Source organism: Streptomyces sp. NPDC018964, from assembly GCF_044390325.1.
Taxonomy (GTDB): domain Bacteria; phylum Actinomycetota; class Actinomycetes; order Streptomycetales; family Streptomycetaceae; genus Streptomyces.
Genome location: NZ_JBIRYZ010000007.1, coordinates 278,424 through 297,349, shown reverse-complemented (window position 1 = coordinate 297,349; position 18,926 = coordinate 278,424). Strand labels below are relative to the sequence as shown.

At 73.6% G+C, this 18,926-nt stretch carries 18 protein-coding genes; 16 read left to right on the top strand and 2 right to left on the bottom strand.

Annotated elements, in window-relative coordinates; translation table 11 throughout:
- The 5 genes from ACH5AO_RS14795 to pgm all read left to right on the top strand — a co-directional run bounded on the left by ACH5AO_RS14795 (nucleotide 1) and on the right by pgm (nucleotide 5,281).
- A complete protein-coding gene (locus ACH5AO_RS14795) occupies nucleotides 1-822 on the top strand; it encodes an STM4013/SEN3800 family hydrolase (protein WP_398924636.1) in 822 nt (273 codons plus the stop codon).
- Complete coding sequence (locus ACH5AO_RS14790; RefSeq protein WP_398924635.1) at nucleotides 819-2,183, top strand: STM4012 family radical SAM protein; 1,365 nt, start codon at nucleotides 819-821, stop codon at nucleotides 2,181-2,183. The genes ACH5AO_RS14795 and ACH5AO_RS14790 overlap by 4 nt, the downstream gene beginning before the upstream one ends.
- Nucleotides 2,184-2,193: 10 nt before the next feature.
- The gene (locus tag ACH5AO_RS14785; protein ID WP_398924634.1) at nucleotides 2,194-3,042 is read left to right on the top strand and encodes an STM4011 family radical SAM protein; all 849 of its coding nucleotides are present in this window, start codon (nucleotides 2,194-2,196) and stop codon (nucleotides 3,040-3,042) included.
- A 54-nt stretch (nucleotides 3,043-3,096) separates the two neighbouring features.
- The gene (locus tag ACH5AO_RS14780) at nucleotides 3,097-3,525 is read left to right on the top strand and encodes a hypothetical protein (protein ID WP_398924633.1); all 429 of its coding nucleotides are present in this window, start codon (nucleotides 3,097-3,099) and stop codon (nucleotides 3,523-3,525) included.
- Nucleotides 3,526-3,640: 115 nt separating this feature from the next.
- Nucleotides 3,641-5,281 (top strand): phosphoglucomutase (alpha-D-glucose-1,6-bisphosphate-dependent), encoded by a 1,641-nt coding sequence (pgm, locus tag ACH5AO_RS14775; RefSeq protein WP_398924632.1) that lies wholly within the window; start codon nucleotides 3,641-3,643, stop codon nucleotides 5,279-5,281.
- A gap of 53 nt (nucleotides 5,282-5,334) precedes the next feature.
- On the opposite strand, the gene ACH5AO_RS14770 is transcribed toward pgm, so the two are convergent.
- Nucleotides 5,335-5,832 carry a hypothetical protein gene (locus ACH5AO_RS14770; protein ID WP_398924631.1) on the bottom strand — a complete coding sequence of 166 codons (498 nt, stop codon included), beginning with the start codon at nucleotides 5,830-5,832 and terminating at the stop codon, nucleotides 5,335-5,337.
- Between the two features lie 244 nt (nucleotides 5,833-6,076).
- Here ACH5AO_RS14770 and ACH5AO_RS14765 point away from each other — a divergent pair, with 244 nt between their 5' ends.
- The 11 genes from ACH5AO_RS14765 to ACH5AO_RS14715 all read left to right on the top strand — a co-directional run bounded on the left by ACH5AO_RS14765 (nucleotide 6,077) and on the right by ACH5AO_RS14715 (nucleotide 17,938).
- On the top strand, nucleotides 6,077-7,174 hold the full coding sequence (locus tag ACH5AO_RS14765) for a PP2C family protein-serine/threonine phosphatase (RefSeq protein ID WP_398924630.1): 1,098 nt from the start codon (nucleotides 6,077-6,079) through the stop codon (nucleotides 7,172-7,174).
- Nucleotides 7,175-7,208: 34 nt separating this feature from the next.
- Nucleotides 7,209-7,724: a MarR family winged helix-turn-helix transcriptional regulator gene (locus tag ACH5AO_RS14760; protein ID WP_398924629.1), complete on the top strand. Its 516-nt coding sequence runs from the start codon at nucleotides 7,209-7,211 to the stop codon at nucleotides 7,722-7,724.
- 91 nt (nucleotides 7,725-7,815) lie between these two features.
- On the top strand, nucleotides 7,816-8,226 hold the full coding sequence (locus ACH5AO_RS14755) for a hypothetical protein (RefSeq protein WP_398924628.1): 411 nt from the start codon (nucleotides 7,816-7,818) through the stop codon (nucleotides 8,224-8,226).
- Nucleotides 8,227-8,290: 64 nt separating this feature from the next.
- A complete protein-coding gene (locus ACH5AO_RS14750) occupies nucleotides 8,291-9,556 on the top strand; it encodes a glycosyltransferase family 4 protein (protein ID WP_398924627.1) in 1,266 nt (421 codons plus the stop codon).
- On the top strand, nucleotides 9,553-10,350 hold the full coding sequence (locus ACH5AO_RS14745) for a transferase (RefSeq protein ID WP_398924626.1): 798 nt from the start codon (nucleotides 9,553-9,555) through the stop codon (nucleotides 10,348-10,350). Before ACH5AO_RS14750 ends, ACH5AO_RS14745 begins: the two co-directional genes overlap by 4 nt.
- A 166-nt stretch (nucleotides 10,351-10,516) precedes the next feature.
- Entirely contained in the window at nucleotides 10,517-11,617 is a 1,101-nt protein-coding gene (locus ACH5AO_RS14740; protein ID WP_398924625.1) for a substrate-binding domain-containing protein, read from the top strand.
- Between the two features lie 162 nt (nucleotides 11,618-11,779).
- Nucleotides 11,780-13,111: an ABC transporter substrate-binding protein gene (locus ACH5AO_RS14735; protein WP_398924624.1), complete on the top strand. Its 1,332-nt coding sequence runs from the start codon at nucleotides 11,780-11,782 to the stop codon at nucleotides 13,109-13,111.
- A 25-nt stretch (nucleotides 13,112-13,136) separates the two neighbouring features.
- On the top strand, nucleotides 13,137-14,126 hold the full coding sequence (locus tag ACH5AO_RS14730; RefSeq protein ID WP_398924623.1) for a carbohydrate ABC transporter permease: 990 nt from the start codon (nucleotides 13,137-13,139) through the stop codon (nucleotides 14,124-14,126).
- Nucleotides 14,123-14,986, top strand: a complete 864-nt coding sequence (locus ACH5AO_RS14725) for a carbohydrate ABC transporter permease (RefSeq protein ID WP_398924621.1) — start codon at nucleotides 14,123-14,125, stop codon at nucleotides 14,984-14,986. The genes ACH5AO_RS14730 and ACH5AO_RS14725 overlap by 4 nt, the downstream gene beginning before the upstream one ends.
- Before the next feature lie 31 nt (nucleotides 14,987-15,017).
- Nucleotides 15,018-16,043 (top strand): hydroxyacid dehydrogenase, encoded by a 1,026-nt coding sequence (locus tag ACH5AO_RS14720; protein WP_398924620.1) that lies wholly within the window; start codon nucleotides 15,018-15,020, stop codon nucleotides 16,041-16,043.
- Complete coding sequence (locus tag ACH5AO_RS14715; protein WP_398924619.1) at nucleotides 16,040-17,938, top strand: DUF2264 domain-containing protein; 1,899 nt, start codon at nucleotides 16,040-16,042, stop codon at nucleotides 17,936-17,938. Before ACH5AO_RS14720 ends, ACH5AO_RS14715 begins: the two co-directional genes overlap by 4 nt.
- A 15-nt stretch (nucleotides 17,939-17,953) precedes the next feature.
- Here ACH5AO_RS14715 and ACH5AO_RS14710 read toward each other — a convergent pair whose 3' ends face one another.
- Nucleotides 17,954-18,739 carry a hypothetical protein gene (locus ACH5AO_RS14710; protein ID WP_398924618.1) on the bottom strand — a complete coding sequence of 262 codons (786 nt, stop codon included), beginning with the start codon at nucleotides 18,737-18,739 and terminating at the stop codon, nucleotides 17,954-17,956.
- Between the last annotated feature and the right edge of the window lie 187 nt (nucleotides 18,740-18,926).

Sequence of the window (18,926 nt, the reverse complement as noted above, 5' to 3'; positions counted from 1 at the left end):
ATGAACGAGATCGTCGGCAGCCACGACATCCTCCTCGTCACCCTCGACACCCTCCGCCACGACGTCGCCGCCGAACTCGCCGCCGAGGGACGCATCCCGAACCTGGCCCGCCACCTGCCCGGCGGCCGCTGGGAGCGGCGGCACGCCCCCGGCAGCTTCACCTACGCCTCCCACCAGGCGATATTCGCCGGATTCCTGCCGACACCCGCCGCACCCGGTCCGCATCCACGCCTGTTCGCCGCCCGCTTCGCCGGCAGCGAGACCACGGCCGGGCGCACCTTCGTGTACGACACGCCCGACCTGGTCTCCGGCCTCGCGGCGGAGGGCTACCGCACGGTGTGCGTCGGCGGGACCGGCTTCTTCAACAAGCGGGGCCCGCTCGGCTCGGTGCTGCCCGGCCTGTTCCAGGAGTCGCACTGGGAGCCGGAGTTCGGCGTCGCCTCGCCCACGTCGTTCGAGGCCCAGGTGGCCCGCGCAGAACACGTCGTCCGCGAACTCCCTCACGAACGGCGCCTGTTCCTCTTCGTCAACGTCGCGGCACTGCACCAGCCCAACTGGTTCCACCGGCCGGGCGCGACCCGCGAGGACGGCGACACCCGCGCCACCCACGCCGCCGCCCTGGAGTACGTGGACCGCCACATCGGCCGGCTGTTCGCCGCCGCGAGCAGCCGGCGCCGCTGCTTCGCCGTCGTCTGCTCCGACCACGGCACCGCCTACGGCGACGACGGCTACACCGGCCACCGCATCGGCCACGAGTCCGTGTGGACCGTGCCCTACGCCCACTTCTTCCTGGACCACACCCCCGCTGAGGCCGCCCGATGACCACCGCCACGCCCGCCCGGACGACCGGCACCGCCACACCCGCGAGCCCGTACCAGAGCTACGTCTACGCCTACCCGCACAAGACCGCCTACCGGCGGCTCACCGACCGCCCCCGCCTCGACACCCTCTGGGCCGGCGAACCCAAGGACGCCCTCTCCCTCTACCTGCACATCCCGTTCTGCGAGGTCCGCTGCGGCTTCTGCAACCTGTTCACCCGCATCGGCGCCCCCGACGGCCTGACCGGCGCCTACCTGGACGCCCTGGAACGGCAGGCGACGGCGGTGCGCGAGGCCCTGGGGGAGGGGGCACCCGTACGGTTCGCCACCGCGGCCTTCGGCGGCGGCACCCCCACCTTCCTCACCGCCGCCGAACTCGAGCGGCTGTGCGACATCGCGGAACACCGCATGGGCGCCGACCTGCGCGCGGTCCCGCTGTCCGTGGAGGCCTCGCCCGCCACGGCCACCGCCGACCGGCTGGAGGTACTGGCCGCCCGCGGCACCACCCGCCTCAGCCTGGGCGTGCAGAGCTTCGACGACACCGAGGCCCGCGCCGCCGTACGCCCCCAGCGCCGCGCCGACGTCGAAGCCGCCCTCGGCCGCGTCCGCGACGCCCGGATCCCCGTCCTCAACATCGACCTCATCTACGGCATCGACGGCCAGACGGAGCACACCTGGCTGCGCTCCCTGGACGCGGCCCTCGCCTGGCACCCCGAGGAGCTCTACCTCTACCCCCTCTACATACGCCCCCTCACCGGCCTCGGCCGCCGCGCCGGCGAGGCGGACCCGGCCTGGGACGGACAACGGCTGCGCCTGTACCGCCTGGGCCGCGACCACCTCCTCGCCCACGGCTACGAGCAGCGGTCCATGCGCATGTTCCGCCGCGCGGACGCCCCGCCGCAGGGCGCGGACGACTACGCCTGCCAGACCGACGGCATGATCGGACTCGGCTGCGGCGCCCGCTCCTACACCGCGGGCCTGCACTACTCCTTCGACTACGCCGTCGGCATGCACGAGATCCGCGGCATCGTCGACGACTACGTCTCCCGCCCGGCCGCCGACTTCGCCCACGCCGAGTACGGCCGCCGCATCGACACCGACGAGGCGCGCCGCAGGCATCTGCTGCAGTCCCTGCTCCAGGCGGACGGCCTCGACCTCGCCGGCTACCGCGCCCGGTTCGACGGCCGCACCCCGGCGGACGACTTCCCGGAGGAACTCGCCCGCTTCGCCGGCCGCGGCTGGCTGACGCAGAACACCGCGCTGCTGCGCCTGACCCCCGAGGGCCTGGCCCACTCCGACGCCATCGGCCCGGAACTGTTCTCCCCGGCCGTACGGGCCGCCATGGCCGCCTACGAGCGGAAGTGAGACCCGCCCGATGGACCTGACCCTCCTCTACCGGGGCCCGCTGGCCTCCTGCGACTACGACTGCCCCTACTGCCCGTTCGCCAAGCGGCGCGACAGCCGCGAGCAACTCCGTACCGACCGCGCCTGTCTGGAGAGGTTCGCCGACTGGGCCGAGGCGCAGACCACCGACCGGCTCTCCCTGCTCTTCACCCCCTGGGGCGAGGGCCTGGTCCGCTCCTGGTACCGCGACACCCTGACCCGGCTCTCCCACCACCCCCACATCCGCCGCGTCGCCATCCAGACCAACCTCAGCTGCCGCACCGACTGGCTCGCCGGCGCCGACCTGGACACCCTCGCCCTGTGGTGCACGTACCACCCGGGCCAGACCCCCTACGACCGCTTCCTGGCCAAGTGCCGCGAACTGGACCGGCTCGGCGTCCGGTTCAGCGTCGGCGTCGTCGGACTGCCCGAGCACCTGGAGGCGGCCCGGCGGCTGCGCGCCGAGCTGCCCGAGAAGGTGTACCTGTGGGTCAACGCCGCCGAGGGACACACCTACGACGACACCGAGGCCGGCGTGTGGACCGCGCTGGACCCCCTCTTCCCCTACAGCCGCCGCCCCCACGCCAGCGCGGGCCTGCCCTGCCGCACGGGGGAGTCCGTGATCTCGGTCGACGGCGAGGGCACGGTCCGCCGCTGCCACTTCGTCCGTGCCGAACTCGGCAACCTCTACGACGGCAGCTACCGCGAGGCGCTGCGCCCCCGCCCCTGCCCCCTCACCACTTGCGACTGCCACATCGGCTACGTCCACCTCGAAACGCTGCCGCTGTACGACGTGTTCGCCGGCGGTGTGCTGGAACGGATACCGGCCCCGGCCGGATAGCCGCCCGCCCCATGCGACGTGTTTGCCGCGGGAGCCAGCGGCAAGTCGGTGTCCATGAGCGAACAGAACAAGAACACGCAGCAGAAGACCACGTCCGCCCGGTCCGCCGCGACCAAGACACGGGAGGCCGCGGACAAGGCCAGGGAGACCGCGGGCAAGGCGACCGCCCCCGCCGCCGGCAAGGCCGGTGACGCGGCGTCGACGGTCGCGGCGGGCGCCGGGCGCGCGGCCCGGGCGGCGAGCGGCGCCGCGCAGACCGCGGCCAAGGGCGTCGAGGCGGGCCGCCGCGCGGTCGTCGCCACCTCGGGCCAGGTCGCCACCGGCGCCAGGACCGCCTGGACGGTGATGGCCAACCGCAGGCTCGTCGCCGCCGGTGCCGCGGCCGGCCTGACCGCGCTGACCGCCGCCTCCTACGCGGTGGGCCGGCGCGCCGAACGCCACACCCACGGCCCCCTCACCCGGCTGACCGGCGGCCGGATCTGACACCGGGGCGGCGGGGCGGGACGGCGCGGAGCCGGGTCCCACTCGCGCGGTGCGGCCCCGAAGAGGAAAGATGTCTCCGCAAGCGAAGAATCAACCCATGCGGAGGAGTGGGCACATGCAGCACGAGCGAGCGGGCGGCCCGGCCGGCCCGGAGGATCTCGTCGACGTCGCTCGGCTGGTCACGGCGTACTACGCACTGCGCCCCGACCCCGACGATCCGGGGCAGCGCGTCGCCTTCGGGACGTCGGGGCACCGCGGTTCGTCCCTGACGGCCGCGTTCAACGAGGACCACATCGCCGCGACCAGCCAGGCCATCTGCGAGTACCGTGCCGGCCAGGGTACCGACGGGCCGCTCTTCCTCGGCGCCGACACCCACGCGCTGTCCGAGCCCGCCCGGGTCACCGCCCTGGAGGTGTTCGCGGCCAACGGGGTCACGGTGCTCATCGACAGCGCCGACGGCTACACCCCGACCCCGGCCGTCTCGCACGCGATCCTCACCCACAACCGGGGCCGCGCCACGGGCCTCGCGGACGGCGTCGTCGTCACCCCGTCCCACAACCCGCCCGCCGACGGCGGGTTCAAGTACAACCCGCCCAGCGGCGGCCCCGCGGGTTCGGACGCCACCGGCTGGATCCAGGACCGCGCCAACGACATCATCCGCGGCGGCCTCAAGGACGTCCGCCGCATCTCGTACGCCCGCGCCCTGACCGCCCCCGGCACCGGCCGGTACGACTTCCTCGGCACCTATGTCGCGGACCTGCCCAGCGTGCTGGACCTGGACGCGATCCGCGCGGCCGGCGTACGCATCGGCGCCGACCCGCTGGGCGGGGCGTCCGTCGCGTATTGGGGCCGGATCGCCGAACAGCACCGGCTCGACCTCACCGTGGTCAACCCGCTCACCGACCCGACCTGGCGGTTCATGACGCTGGACTGGGACGGGAAGATCCGGATGGACTGCTCCTCGCCGCACGCGATGGCGTCCCTCATCGGGCAGCGCGACCGCTTCGACATCGCCACCGGCAACGACGCCGACGCCGACCGGCACGGCATCGTCACCCCGGACGCCGGGCTGATGAACCCCAACCACTACCTCGCCACGGCAATCGGCTACCTCTACGCGCACCGCGAGCGGTGGCCGTCCGACGCCGGCGTCGGCAAGACCCTGGTCTCCTCCGCGATGATCGACCGGGTCGCCGCCGACCTGAAGCGCGAACTCGTCGAGGTGCCCGTCGGTTTCAAGTGGTTCGTGGACGGACTGGCCGGCGGCACCCTCGGCTTCGGCGGTGAGGAGTCGGCCGGGGCCTCCTTCCTGCGCCGGGACGGCTCGGTGTGGACCACCGACAAGGACGGCATCATCCTGGCGCTGCTCGCCTCCGAGATCACGGCCGTCACCGGGAAGACGCCCTCCGCGCACTACGCCGCGCTCACCTCCCGCTTCGGCGAGCCCGCCTACGAGCGGATCGACGCCCCGGCGACCCGTGAGGAGAAGGCCCGCCTGGCGAGGCTGTCCCCCGCCCAGGTCACCGCGGACACGCTGGCCGGGGAGGCGGTCACCTCGGTGCTCACCGAGGCGCCGGGCAACGGCGCGTCCATCGGGGGCATCAAGGTGACCACGGACAGTGCCTGGTTCGCCGCCCGGCCCTCCGGCACCGAAGACGTGTACAAGATCTACGCCGAGTCGTTCCAGGGCCCCGAGCACCTCCGCCGCGTACAGGAGGAGGCCAAGGCCGTGGTCCTCGCCGCACTGGGCGACTGAGCCGCACCCCGGACGGGCACGCCCCGGTCACCCGCCTCGGTGGCCGGGGCGCGTCAGCCGGTCCGCACGCCGGGGGCGGACGGGGCCGGGGAGGCGGGTTCCGGCGACCGGGACGTCGCCGTGGGCAGCTCCGCCGGCAGTTCCTCCGACTGCTGCAGAACGGTGCCGCCGGGCTTCCCGTCCGGCGTGCCCGCACCGGTGGACAGCTGCGACCAGGCGCCCAACGCCAGGGCGATCGCGGCGGCGGTGCCCACCACGCGGCCGGCGCGGCGCAGCCTGGCGCGCCCGTCCATCTCCCGCCAGGACGGTCCGTCCCACGGGTCGTCGGGCTGCCACAGATCACCGACCGCCTCGACGCCGGCGTCCTCCCGCGGCACGCCGCCGCCGGTGTGCGGCCGTGTCCGCTGCAGCGCGGAGGGCTCCCTGGGCGCGGTGGCCCGGATGGCGCGCTCGTTGTCGGTGAGGAACCGCTGCCAGACGTCCTCGGGCAGCGCCGGCGCACCGTCCCGCTCCTCCGGCGTCCCGCCGTCGTCCGGCCTCTGCGCGGTCACGTCCGTTCATTCCTTTCGAGGATCCCGCCAGGATCATTGCACAGCGCAAAAACGTAGGAACAGCGGCCCGCGGAACCGAACACATGGCTGAGACGGTGCGGTCCGGATGCGGACTCGATCGGATAAAGGTCCGCCCGGGAGGAGCACGGAGCAGCCGACCTTTGCATAGTCTAAAGATGAGGGAGGGGCGTCTGCGGAGGAACCGGGCGGCTCTCGAGTGCCCTCGACACCGCTGGAGCAGGACATGACCGACGAGAAACCGCCATCGGGCCGGTGGGCGCCGTCCGCGCTGGCCTGGATGCCGTTCGTGGTGATGGCGGTGATCGCGGTCGTCGACGTGGTGGCCGGTCCGGGAGTCGGACTGCTTCCCCTGGTGTCGCTGGGGCCCGCCTTCGCGGGCCTGGTCGGAGGCTGGCGCCGCACGGCGGTGATCGGCGTCCTGGCACTGCTGCTCTGTGCCGGGCTGGGCCTGTACAACGAGCTGTTCCCGGCGCGCCGCGGTTACACCGCCATGGCGTCGGTCGCCGGGGTCACCGGCGTCGGTGTCACCGCCGCGGTGATGCGCTCGCGCCGGGAGGCGGAACTGGCCGGCATGCGGTCGATCGCCGAGGTCGCCCAGCGGGTGCTGCTGCGGCCGGTGCCGCTGACCGTCGGCCCCGTGCAGGCGGCCGTGTCCTACACGTCCGCCGTCGCCGAGGCGCGGATCGGCGGTGACCTCTACGAGGTGGTGGCCTCGCCGCACGGCGTCCGGGTCATCCTCGGCGACGTGCAGGGCAAGGGCCTGGCCGCCGTGGAGACGGCCGCCGTGGTCCTCGGCGCCTTCCGGGAGGCCGCCTACGACGAGCCGGACCTCGTCAAGCTGGGCGAGCGGGTGGAGCGCAGCGTGGCCCGGGAACTGGAGGACGAGCGGTTCGTCACCGCGATCCTCGCGGAGATCGGCACCGGCCAGGAGGTCGTCCTCCTCAACTACGGTCATCCGGCCCCGATGCTGCTGCGCCTCGACGGCGGCACCGACTTCCCGGAGCCGCCGTCGTTCGCGCTGCCGCTGGGCCTGTCCGCGCACGGCGCCGGGGGACCGGAGCCCTACCGGGTGGCGTTCTCCCCGGGCGAGCAACTGCTGCTCTACACCGACGGCGTCACCGAGGCCCGCGACCGGGACGGGCGCTTCTACCCGCTGGGCGAGCGCGCGCACCTGCTGAAGGAACCCGACGCGCACCACGCCCTGGAGGCCCTGCGCGAGGATCTGGTCCAGCACGCGGGAGGACCGCCCGGAGACGACGCCGCGATGCTCCTCCTGCGCTACCACCGCCACCAGGACGAGGAACCCGCGTCCACCGGGTGAACGGCCGGTGAGCACCGCGAGGTACAAAGGACACATGCATCGGGACGAACCCCCCGACGGGGCCAGGGACGACGTCGAGGCGGTCACCCGCGCGGTACTGACCGCCTCGCGGCTGCTGGTGGCGGTGTCCGCGCGCTCCCTCGCCGCGGTCGAGGACCGGGTGACGCTGCCGCAGTTCCGGATGCTGATGGTGCTCTCCACCCGCGGCGCCACCAAGCTGGTCACGCTCGCCGACCTGCTCCACGTCGCCCCGTCCACCGCGATGCGCATGGTCGACCGGCTGATCGCGGCCGGCCTCGCCGACCGGCAGACCAACCCCGCCAACCGCCGGGAGACCCTGCTGCGGCTCACCGGCGAGGGCCGGCGCACGGTCGAGGACGTCACCGCGCGGCGCCGCGCCGAGATCGCCGCGATCGTCGAGCGGCTGGCCCCACCGCAGCGGGCGGCGCTGGTCGGCGCCCTCACCGCGTTCAACGAGGCCGGCGGCGAGCCCCCCGCCGGCGAACCGCAGCCGTACCCGCTCGGGTGGGCGGTGGACGACGGACCGTGACCGGAACCGGCCGGATCCGCCTGCTAGGTTCGCGGGTGAGAGGCGGCCGCGGACGGCCGCCGCGTCCACGCACCAGGGACGGTGACACCCCATGACCTCAGAAAGCGGCGGCGTTCTTGACGAGGACGGTCCGCTCCCGCGGATCCTGTGCGACACGGCCGCCCTGGCCGCCCTCGACGACGCGTCCGCCGGCGCCCTGTGGCGGCTCGCCGAGCCGGGCCGCCAACTCGACGCCAACGTCGTCCGCATCCCGCCCGGGCGCGGGGTCGACACCCACCGCGAGCCCGACCTCGACGTCCTCCTGCTGGTCCTCGCCGGCCACGGCACCCTCACCGCCCCCGACGGCCCCCGCGCCCTTTCCGCCGGCGCGCTGACCTGGCTCCCGCACGGGTCCACCCGAAGCCTCACCGCCGGCCCCGAGGGACTGACCTACCTCACCGTCCACCGCCGCCGGCCCGGCATGCGTATCCAGCGCGGGAATCCGGCAGTTCAACAACAATGATCATCGAAGCAACAAACTGATAACACCAGACAACTCCTGAACGTCTCCTGCGGTCTAGACCGCTATGAAGATCTCTTTTCTGATCCACAACGCCTACGGGATCGGAGGCACGATCACCACCACGTTCAACCTGGCGGCCGCACTGGCCGAACGGCACGACGTGGAGATCGTCTCGGTGTTGCGGCACCGGGAGCACCCCAACCTCACCCCGCACCCCGGGGTACGGCTGCGGGCGCTGGTGGATCTGCGGAAGGAGAAGGGCCACCCGCTGCACGGCAGACCCGCCAAGGTGTTCCCCGCCGCCGAGTACCGCCACCACCAGTACAGCGAACTGACGGACCAGCGGATCGCCGAGTGCCTGGCGGACATCGACGCCGACGTCGTCGTCGGCACCCGGCCGGGACTCAACGTGCACCTCGCCCTCCAGGCCCCGGAGCACGTCGTACGCGTCGGCCAGGAGCACCTCACCCTCGACAACCATCCGCCCGCGCTGCGCACCGCGCTGCGCCGCGCCTACCGTCGGCTCGACGTGCTCACCACCGTCACGGAGGCCGACGCCGGCTCCTACCGGCGCAAGATGCGGCTGCCCGGCGTACGGGTGGAGGCCCTCCCCAACAGCGTCCCCGACCCCACGCTCCCCATCGCCGACGGCACCGCCAAGGTCGTGGTGGCGGCCGGCCGGCTGGTCCCCGTCAAGCGGTTCGACCTGATCATCGAGGCGTTCGCCCGGGTGGCCGCCGAACACCCCGACTGGCAGCTGCGCATCTACGGCAAGGGCGAGGAACAGGACCGGCTGCGCGCCCTGATCGAGAGCCTCGGCCTGTGGAACAACGTCTTCCTGATGGGCGCGGCGATCCCCATGGAGGCCGAGTGGGTCAAGGGCTCGATCGGCGTGGCCGCCTCGAACTTCGAGCCGTTCGGCATGACCCTCGTCGAGGCGATGCGCTGCGGACTGCCCTTCGTCAGCACCGACTGCCCCTACGGGCCCGGCGAGATCATCAAGGACGGCGAGGACGGCCGGCTGGTGCCGGTCGGGGACAGCGCGGCCTTCGCCGCCGCCCTCCTCGACCTGGTACGCGACGACGAGCGCCGCCGCCGCATGGGTGAGGCGGCCGTGGCCAACGCGCACCGGTTCGCCCCCGGCCCGGTCGTCGCCCACGCCGAGCGCCTCTTCCAGGACGCGATCGAGGCTCGCGGCGGCGGACGGCGCGACACGGCGGAGCACGGCGGAAGACAGCACACCCTCGTCAGCCGGGGCCACGCCGCCCGCGACCTCGCCCGCGCCGCCGCGTCGAACGCGCTGCGCACCGTACGGAAGGGACGCCGATGAACACGGCCCCGCGCACCCACTGTTCCGTCGACGCCGACGGCCGGATCACCTTCCGCCTGCGGCCACCGGCGACCACGCACCCCCGGCTGCTGCTGGTGCTGCGCCCCAGGAAGGGCCGGCCCGAGGAGACGACCCACACCCTCGACCTCGAACCCCACGGCGGCGACGGCGAGTTCCGGGCCGTGCTGGAGACGCTGCCCCGGCTCGCGGAGGGCCGCTGGGACACGTATCTGCTGCCCGGTCCGGACGCCGCACGGGAACGGCTGCGCCCCGGCCCGCGGGACCTGCGGGCGCTCGTCGACGGCGGCTCGCGCCGGTGGCCCTCACCGGTGGCCGTCCGGGTGCCGTACACCACCAAGGACGGCTTCCTCGCGATACGGACCTGGCTGCGCACCGCCCACGCGGAGGCGGGCCCCGTGGAGATCACCGACGGGACGGTGACGGTCCGCGCCCGTCTTCACGGAGCCGAACTCTCCGAAGGGGCCCGGGCGGTGCTGCGGTTGCGGGGCACCAAGGACACCCTGCACGGCGTCCCGGTACGGCCGGCCGAGGACGGCGGCTTCGCCTTCACGATCGCCTGCGAGGACCTCGTGGCCTCCGACAACCGGATCTGGGACGTCTTCCTCCGTCCCGCCGCCGACGCGCCGCTCGTCAGGGTCGGCCGCCTCCTCGACGACGTGGCGGACCGCAAGACGGTGTTCGTCTACCCGCGGGTCACGGCGGGCGGGTCCGCGGGGCGCCCCTACTACACCGTCGACAACGACCTCGCCGTCGAGGTGACCGCCCTCGGCTGAACGGCCGCACCGCCCCGGCAGTGCCCGCGGCACCCGCGGGCCGGACAGCCGACGGGCCGCTGTCCTCGTGCCGGACGGGGGGCGGCTGGACGGGCTCCCGCGCCTGTGACGATCGTTATGATGCCCGTATCGTTCAAACGAACATCCTGGTACGGGGAGGGGCCTCATGCGGGAGCCGGTCGAACTCAGGAGGCAGCGGATCCTGGCCGCCGTCGAGTCGCGGGGTTCGGCGCGGGTGAGCGACCTCGCCGCCGAACTCCAGGTGTCGGTGGTGACCGTGCGGCGGGACGTGGAGGAGCTGGCCCGGGAGGGCCGGCTGCGGCGCGGTCACGGCGTGGTGCGCTCCGCCCTCGCCGCCCAGGACCTGCCGGCGGCCCCGGTGCCGGACGGCGACACGGTGGCCGTCGTCGTCCCGGAGCGCCACAGCTACCTGTACGAGTCGCTGCACGGCGCCCGCTCGGTGCTGGAGGCGGCCGGCAAGCGGATCGCCCTGCACATCGCGCCGCAGGTGGCGGGCGCCGAACGGCCGCTGGTGGAACGGGCCCTCGCGGACGGCGCCACGGGCCTGCTGCTCGCCCCGCGCTGGCGCACCCGGGCCGACGAGGAGGGCGACTACGGCTGGCTCGCCGCGCTGGACGTGCCCGCGGTGCTGATGGAGCGGCGCCCCCGGCCGGGCGGCGCGCTGCACGCGATGGACTCGGTCTGCTCCGACCACGCCTACGGCGTCCACCTCGCCGTGCGGCACCTGGTGGGGCTCGGCCACCGGCGGATCGTGTTCGCCACCCGCGACGACAGCCCCACCGCGCGCACCCTGCGCGCCGCGTGCGCCCGCATCGCCGACGCGCATCCGCTGGTGGAGGAGTGGGCGTGGACGCTGTGCGCCCCGGAGGCCGGCCAGGACGGGCCGTACACGGAACAGGAGACGGCGGAGCTGTCCGCGCTGCTGCGCGAGGTGGGGGCCACGGCGGCGGTGCTGCACGGGGACGTGGACGCGCTGATGCTCGTCCAGCGGCTCGCGGACAACGGCGTACGGGTGCCGGAGGACTGCTCGGTCGTGGCGTACGACGACGTGGTGGCCGGACTCGGGACCACACCGCTGACGGCCGTCGCCCCGCCCAAGGCCGAGGTCGGACGGGCCGCGGCCGAGCTGCTGCTCCAGCGGCTCGGCACCCCGCGCGGCGGCGGGGGACCGGTGCGGCGGACGGAGCTGCTGCCGACGCTGAGCGTACGCGGATCCACCCGGGCGTGGACCGGCGTCACCGGATGAACGCGGTGAAAGCGCTGAGTGCGATGGACACGTGAACGCGATGAGCGTTTGAACGTTTCATTTTCTTCTGATCGGTCTATTGACCGTTTCCCGTGAAGCGTTGAGGATTCCCGTGTCCCGAACAGCCGTGTCCCCGGACACGCAGGAGCCGCGGGAGGCGCCATGCCCGGACGACCCAGCCGTCGCTCCGTGCTCGCCGCGACGGCCGCCGTACCGCTGACAGGAGCCGTGAGCGCCTGCAGCGGGGGAAACGGTGCCTCGTCGGCGCGCACGGGCTCCACCACGCGCATCACCTTCTGGTCCGCCCTGCGCGGCAGCCAGGAGGTGGTCGACGCGTTCAACCGCACCCACCGGACCGTCCAGGTGGAGTTCCAGCAGATCCCCTCCGGCGGGCAGGGCGGCTACGCCAAACTCAGCAACGCCGCCCGGGCCGGCAACGCGCCCGACGTCGCCACCATCGAATATCCGCAGGTCCCCGGGTACGCCATCGACGGCGTGGCCCGCGACATCACCGACCTGGTCGGCGAGCGCCTGCGCCGCAAGCTGCTGCCGCAGGCGCTCGGACTGACCACCTTCGAGGGCCGGGTGTTCAGCGTGCCGCTGGACGTCGAGCCGATGGTGATGCACTACCGCGCCGACCTGTTCGACCGGTACGGACTGAAGGCCGCCCGCACCTGGGACGAGTTCGCCGAACAGGCCGCGACTGTCCGCCGCCAAGCCCCTGGCCGGCGGCTGGTGCTGTTCCCCACCGACGGCATGACCCAGTTCGCCGCGTACGCCTGGCAGGCCGGCGCCCGGTGGTTCGACACCTCGCGCGGCGCCTGGAACGTCTCCCTCGCCGACGCGCCCTCCCGGAAGGTCGCCGCCTACTGGCAGCGGCTCATCGACCGCGACGACGTCTTCGTGAACGCCGTCGAGAGCCGGCAGTCCGACGCCCAGATCGGCGACGGCCTGGTCCTCACCCGGCTCAGCGGCGCCTGGGACGCGGGCGCGCAGATGAACGCGCGGCCCGGCCAGAAGGGGCAGTGGCGGATCGCACCGCTGCCGCAGTGGGACACCGGTAGCCCCTCCGTCGGCACGCACGGCGGGTCGACCTTCGCGGTCACCAAGGACAGTCGGCACCCCGAGGCCGCCATGGAGTTCATCGAGTGGCAGGTCTCCCACCCCGACGCCCTGCGCGCCCGCCTCTCCAGCGGCACCAGCAGCCAGTACCCGGCCGCCCCCGGCCTGGTCTCCGTGGGCCGGGACGCCTTCGACCGGTCGTACTACGGCGGACAGGACATCTACACCCTGTTCGAGCAGGAGGCCGGGAAGATCGGCGGGAACTGGCTCTGGGGACCGCGGATGAGCGCGACGCAGAAGGTCATGCAGGACTCCTTCGCCCGCGTCGGCGGCGGCCGGGGCACCCTCGTCGAGTCCCTGCGCACCGCCCAGGAGGGCACCATGCCCGACCTCAAGGCCCTGGGCCTGTCCACCACCCAGCACAGCACCTGAGCCGACGAAAGGCAGGTGACACCCCATGACCACGACCACCCGCACCCGGGTGCCGGCCGGCGCCTCCCGCGCCGGCGCCCCGGCCCCCTCCGCGTCGGGCCGGCGTGCCCGCAGAGCGGCCAGGCGCCGTCAACTGACCGCCGCGGGCGTCCTGATGACGCCGTTCTTCGCCCTGCTGGTCACCGTCTTCCTGATCCCCGTCGGCACGGCCGTCCACCTCAGCTTCTACAGCGACGACCAGCCCGGCCTCGGCTTCGGCCCCGAGCGCACCGTCTTCGTCGGCCTGCGCTCCTACGCCGCCGTCCTGACCGACCCCACCTTCCTGAGCGGACTCGGCACCGTCGCCCTGTACTGCCTGATCTACATCCCGCTCATGGTCGCCGGCGCGCTCGCGCTCGCCCTGCTCCTGGACTCCGGCGTGGTCCGACTGCGCGCCTTCGCCCAGCTCGGCCTGTTCCTGCCGCACGCGGTGCCCGGCATCATCGCGGCGCTGATCTGGCTGTACCTGTACACGCCCGGCATCAGCCCGGTCATCGAACTGTTCGCCCGGGGCGACATCACGATCGACTTCCTCGGCATCCACACGGTGATCCCGTCCATCGTGAACATCGCCCTGTGGAGCAACCTCGGCTACAACATGGTGGTCTTCTACGCCGCCCTGCAGGCCGTGCCCCGCGAGGTGATCGAGGCCTCCGTGGTGGACGGCGCGGGACCGGTGCGCACCGCGCTCCAGGTCAAGACACCCCTGGTGCGCGCCTCCGTCGTCATGGTCGCGATCTTCACCCTGATCTGGGCGCTCCAGCTCTTCACCGAGCCCATGCTGCTCAGCCAGTCCTCCCCGATGATCAACTCGCGGTTCTCGCCGAGCATGTACATCTACGACGCGGCCTTCACCCGCAACAACTACAGCCTCGCGGCGGCCGCCTCGGTCGTCCTGCTCGTCTGCACCATCGCCCTGTCCTACGGCGTCACCCGCTTCACCAGCCGCGCCGACGCCCCGGAGGAGGCCCGATGAGCGCCACCGACAGTTCCCCGCTCCGCCCGGGGCTGCTGGGCCGCGCCACCGTCAACGCGGTCGTCGCGGTCTCCGTCCTCTACACGCTGCTGCCAGTGCTGTGGCTGGTGCTGGCCGCCACGAAGAACCGCGACGCGCTGTTCGGCAGCGACCTGCTCTCCCTGAGCGACTTCTCCTTCCTGCGGAACCTGAAGGACCTGTTCGCCATGGACGGCGGGCTGTACGGCCGGTGGTACGTCAACAGCCTGCTGTACGCGGTCCTCGGCGCCGCCCTCGGCGCGCTGGTGAGCGTCGCCTGCGGCTACGCCTTCGACAAGTACCGCTTCCGCCACAAGGAGAAGCTGTTCGGCCTGGTCCTGGCGGCGGTCATGGTGCCGCAGACGGTGCTCGCGCTGCCGCTGTACCTGATGGCCTCCGAAACCGGCCTGGTCAACACCTTCTGGGCGGTGTTCGTCCCGGTGCTGTTCAACCCCTTCGGCGTCTACCTCGGCCGCGTCTTCGCGCGGGGCTACGTGCCCGACGAGGTGCTGGAGGCCGCGCGGGTGGACGGCGCCGGCGAGCTGACCACCTACGTCCGGGTGGCGTTCAGGATGCTCGGCCCCGGCCTGGTCACCGTCTTCCTCTTCCAGCTCACCGCGATCTGGAACAACTTCTTCCTGCCCATGGTGATGCTGTCCGACCAGGACCTGTATCCCGTCAGCCTCGGCCTCTACCAGTGGAACAGCTCCGCGTCCGTCTCACCGGAGTACTACCCCGTCGTCATCATGGGGTCCCTGCTCGCCGTGCTGCCGCTCATCCTCGCCTTCACCCTGCTCCAGCGCTTCTGGCGCAGCGGCCTGACCGCCGGCGCCGTGAAGTGACCCCGCCCGCACAAGGAGTTCCGCCGTCACCATGACCGAGCCCACGCCCGGCCCCCGCCCCCGCGCCGCACTGGCCATGTCCCCGGACGTCGCCTCGGCCGTCCTCGACGACGAGTCGCTCACGGCCCTCGCCGCGCTGTGCGACCTCGCACCGCTCCCGGTCCTGGACGACCTGACCACGCCCCGCGCCCGCACCGTGCTCGAAGGCGTCGAGCTGCTGGTCACCGGCTGGGGCTGCCCGCCCCTGGACGCCGACGTGCTGCGGGCGGCGCCCCGGCTGCGAGCCGTCGTGCACACCGCGGGCAGCGTACGCGGCCATGTCACCGACGCCTGCTGGGACCGCGGCGTCGAGGTGTCCTCCGCCGCCGCGGCCAACGCCGTCCCGGTCGCCGAGTACACCCTCGCCATGATCCTGCTCACCGGGAAACAGGTCCTGGAGAGCGCGCGCGACTACCGCGCCTCGCGCACCCGGCCGGACTGGCTGCGCACCTCCCGCTCGGTCGGCAACCACCGCCGTACCGTCGGCGTCCTGTCCGCCTCCCTCATCGGCCGCCGGGTCATCGACCTGCTGCGCCCGCACGACGTCGACGTGCTGCTGTACGACCCGTTCGTCGACGAGGCCGGGGCGAGGGAGCTCGGCGTCGAACGCGTCGGCCTGACCGAGCTGTTCCGGCGCAGCGACACCGTGAGCGTGCACACCCCGCTGCTGCCCGAGACCCGCGGACTGGTCAGCGGCGAACTGATCGGCTCCCTGCGCCCCGGCGCCGTACTGATCAACACCGCGCGCGGCGCGATCGTCGACCAGGACGCGCTCGCCGGCGCCGCGCTGGCCGGCCGCGTCCGCGCCGTGCTCGACGTGACCGACCCCGAAGTCCTGCCGCCCGAGCACCCGTTGTGGGAGTGCGACAACGTCCTCCTCACCCCCCACCTCGCCGGCTCCCAGGGCAACGAGTGGCGCCGGCTCGCCGATCTCGCCCTCTCCGAGATCGCGCGCTGGACCTCCGGCGAGGGCTTCCTCCACCCCGTACGACGCGAAAGGCTGGCCTTCCTGGCATGAGCACCCCCTTCGAACTGCCCGCCGACGACCACGATCTCAGCCCCCGCACCGGCTACACCCGCGCCCACTGGGAGGCCGTGGCCGACGGGCTCCTCGCGGCGGCCTGGCGCTGGAGCACCCCCGGCTGCGCGCTGCTGGACCTGCCGGGACGCCCCTCCCGCTCGGGAGTGCGCTCCGACGGACTCGAGGGCTACTCCAGGACGTTCCTCGCCGCCGCATTCCGCGTCGCGGGCGCGGACGGGGACGACCCGCACGGACTGCTGGAGCGGTACGCGAGCGGACTCGCCGCCGGCACCCGCACACCCGGCCGTGACGACACCGAGTCCTGGCCGCTGATCCTCGACCACGACGTGCAGGGCCAGCCCATGGTCGAGTCGGCGTCCGTCGCGCTCGGCCTGCGGCTGACCGCGCCCTGGCTGTGGCAGCGGCTCGACCCCGATGTGCAGGACCGCGCGGAGGAGTGGCTGCGGGGCGCACTGCGGCACACCCCGGCACCCAACAACTGGTACCTCTTCCCGTACACGGTCGCCGGGTTCCTGGAGTCCGTCGGACGAGGCGACGCCGAGACGGCGGCGGCCCGGCGGCGGGCACTGGACCTGCTGGAGGGCTGGTACCGGGGCGACGGCTGGTACGCCGACGGGGACGGACGCGCCTTCGACCACTACAACGGCTGGGCCCTGCACCTGTACCCGGTCCTCGACGCCCATCTCGCGGGCGACGAGGAGGCGTCGGCCCACCACGGCGCACGGCTGCGCGCCCACCTGGAGGGCTACGCCCTGATGTCCGGCGCGGACGGGGCGCCGCTGCACTTCGGCCGGTCGCTGACGTACCGCTTCGCCGCCTCGGCGGCCGTCGCGCTGGGCGCCGTCACCGGCCACACCCCGCTGACCCCGGGCGCCTCCCGGCGCATCGCCAGCGGCGGCCTGCGCCACTTCCTGGACCGGGGCGCGCTGACCGCCGACGGCCTGCTGAGCCTGGGCTGGTACGGCCCGCACGAGGCCAGTCTGCAGGGCTACTCCGGCCCGGCGTCACCGTACTGGGCGTCGAAGGCCTTCGTCGCCCTGCTCGCCCCCGCCGGCCACGCGTTCTGGACGGCCCGCGAGGAGCCGGCGCCGGTGGAGGAGTCCGACCGCGTGCTGGCGCTGCCGGCGCCGGGACTGCTCGTCCAGGCGACCCGCGCCGACGGGATCGTACGGCTGCACAACCACGGCAGCGACCACGTGCGCCCGCACGAGGGCGAGACGGCGGACGGGGACGACCCGCACTACGGGCGCCAGGCCTACTCCACCCGCACCGGCCCCACCGCACCCGGCAACGTCGCCGACAACCACCTGTCGGTGGAGGTCGGCGGCCGGCCCAGTGTGCGCCGCCGCATCCACCCCCTGGGCGCGGGACACGGCGACGGCTGGGGCTGGGCGGCCTCGTGGCACCGGCCCGTGTTCGCCGGAGGTCCGCCAATGGTCCCGGGCCTGCGGGTGGAGAGCGTGACGGTGGCGCGCGGCCGCCACGAACTGCGCGTGCACCGCGTCGTGGGGGCGCCGGAGGGAACCCGGCTCACCCACACCGGCTGGGCCACCGGCCCCGAGGAGCCGCTGACCTCCGCCCTGTACGGCCTGCACGGCTGGGACGACCCGTCCCCCGCCCCGGTCCGCGCCCCCCAGGGCACGGCCTGGACCCGCTGGGCCCACGTCCCGCGCCTCACCGGCGGGTGCGCGGGCACCTCCGTGCACATCGCCCTGGCCTCCCTCACGGCGGACCCGGACGCCGCGCCCCTGTCGGAGGCCGTCGAGGAGGTCCGGGTGGACGGCGGGACGGCCGAGGTCGTCTGGGCCGGCGGCACGGCCCGTACCCGGATCGCCTTCGAGCCGGTGGAGGTGCGCCACACGGAGCGGTGAACGGCCGAGGCGACGTCAGGACCGCGCGCCCTCCCCGGCCTTCGGGGCCCGCCCGGTGCTGTCGGGCGTGGTGTAGAAGACCGACGAACCCTGCTTGGTGCGCTGGGCCTGGTTGCGGGCGACCAGGCCCTCCAGGGTGCTGCGCACGACCGTGGTCTTGACGGCGCGCTCGGGGTGGGCCTGCCCGAGCGCGCCGGCGACCTCCGCCGCCGAGCGGGGCTCGCGCTGCTCCTCCAGGTGCCGGCGGACGAGCTCGACCAGCTTGGGGCCGTCCGTCTTGGCCCTCTCCGTCCTGGGCTTCTCCTCGGCCTCCTCCTTGGGCTTCTCCGTCCTGGGCTTCTCCGTCTTCGCGGCGGGCGGCTTGCGCGTGGACTTCCCCGACGGGGCGGACTTCCCCGGCGCGGTGCGCGCGGCCGTCCTCCTCGCCCGCTTCGGCTTCTCCTCGCCCGACGCGGCCGCAGGCCGGGCCCCGCCCCTCTTGCGCGGCGCCGGCACGGTCGCACCGTCCGGCGCCGTGCCGGCCTCCGGAGCATCCACTGCCGCCGGAGCATCCACGGCCTCCGGCGTGCCCGCCGGCTGAGACGCACGCACGGACTCGGCGGGCGCCGAGGCGAGGCCCAGCGCCTGCCGCATGTTCACCAGGAGGGTGTGGTCGTGCTGAAGCACGGTCAACCGCTCCTGCAGCGCCGCGATCTCCGCGGTGACCCGCTCCTGCTCCTTGACGTTGCGCTCGAGATCACCCGCGACCTGAGCGGAGTACTGCGACGTGAGGTCGGTGGCCGCGGTCGAGTTCTCGGACATGGCGGTGCCCCTTTCTGCCCGTTGGTTCCCCTGGTGGCCAGCCATGGTACGGCCGAGCGCGGTTGACCGTTTCTTCTGCGCGGTCACCGGTTGACGTTCTCACGCGGCACGAGGGACGGCACGGCCCTCGAGGACGTTGTGTGCACGCCATTGACAAGAGGGGCGCGAGCCGGAAACTTCAATCCGG

What these genes read in the sequence shown, in the direction of transcription:
- ACH5AO_RS14795 (WP_398924636.1), top strand. Translation starts at nt 1, where the DNA reads ATGAACGAGATCGTCGGCAGCCACGACATCCTCCTCGTCACCCTCGAC.
- ACH5AO_RS14790 (WP_398924635.1), top strand. Translation starts at nt 819, where the DNA reads ATGACCACCGCCACGCCCGCCCGGACGACCGGCACCGCCACACCCGCG.
- ACH5AO_RS14785 (WP_398924634.1), top strand. Translation starts at nt 2,194, where the DNA reads ATGGACCTGACCCTCCTCTACCGGGGCCCGCTGGCCTCCTGCGACTAC.
- ACH5AO_RS14780 (WP_398924633.1), top strand. Translation starts at nt 3,097, where the DNA reads ATGAGCGAACAGAACAAGAACACGCAGCAGAAGACCACGTCCGCCCGG.
- pgm (WP_398924632.1), top strand. Translation starts at nt 3,641, where the DNA reads ATGCAGCACGAGCGAGCGGGCGGCCCGGCCGGCCCGGAGGATCTCGTC.
- ACH5AO_RS14765 (WP_398924630.1), top strand. Translation starts at nt 6,077, where the DNA reads ATGACCGACGAGAAACCGCCATCGGGCCGGTGGGCGCCGTCCGCGCTG.
- ACH5AO_RS14760 (WP_398924629.1), top strand. Translation starts at nt 7,209, where the DNA reads ATGCATCGGGACGAACCCCCCGACGGGGCCAGGGACGACGTCGAGGCG.
- ACH5AO_RS14755 (WP_398924628.1), top strand. Translation starts at nt 7,816, where the DNA reads ATGACCTCAGAAAGCGGCGGCGTTCTTGACGAGGACGGTCCGCTCCCG.
- ACH5AO_RS14750 (WP_398924627.1), top strand. Translation starts at nt 8,291, where the DNA reads ATGAAGATCTCTTTTCTGATCCACAACGCCTACGGGATCGGAGGCACG.
- ACH5AO_RS14745 (WP_398924626.1), top strand. Translation starts at nt 9,553, where the DNA reads ATGAACACGGCCCCGCGCACCCACTGTTCCGTCGACGCCGACGGCCGG.
- ACH5AO_RS14740 (WP_398924625.1), top strand. Translation starts at nt 10,517, where the DNA reads ATGCGGGAGCCGGTCGAACTCAGGAGGCAGCGGATCCTGGCCGCCGTC.
- ACH5AO_RS14735 (WP_398924624.1), top strand. Translation starts at nt 11,780, where the DNA reads ATGCCCGGACGACCCAGCCGTCGCTCCGTGCTCGCCGCGACGGCCGCC.
- ACH5AO_RS14730 (WP_398924623.1), top strand. Translation starts at nt 13,137, where the DNA reads ATGACCACGACCACCCGCACCCGGGTGCCGGCCGGCGCCTCCCGCGCC.
- ACH5AO_RS14725 (WP_398924621.1), top strand. Translation starts at nt 14,123, where the DNA reads ATGAGCGCCACCGACAGTTCCCCGCTCCGCCCGGGGCTGCTGGGCCGC.
- ACH5AO_RS14720 (WP_398924620.1), top strand. Translation starts at nt 15,018, where the DNA reads ATGACCGAGCCCACGCCCGGCCCCCGCCCCCGCGCCGCACTGGCCATG.
- ACH5AO_RS14715 (WP_398924619.1), top strand. Translation starts at nt 16,040, where the DNA reads ATGAGCACCCCCTTCGAACTGCCCGCCGACGACCACGATCTCAGCCCC.
- ACH5AO_RS14710 (WP_398924618.1), bottom strand. Translation starts at nt 18,739, where the DNA reads ATGTCCGAGAACTCGACCGCGGCCACCGACCTCACGTCGCAGTACTCC.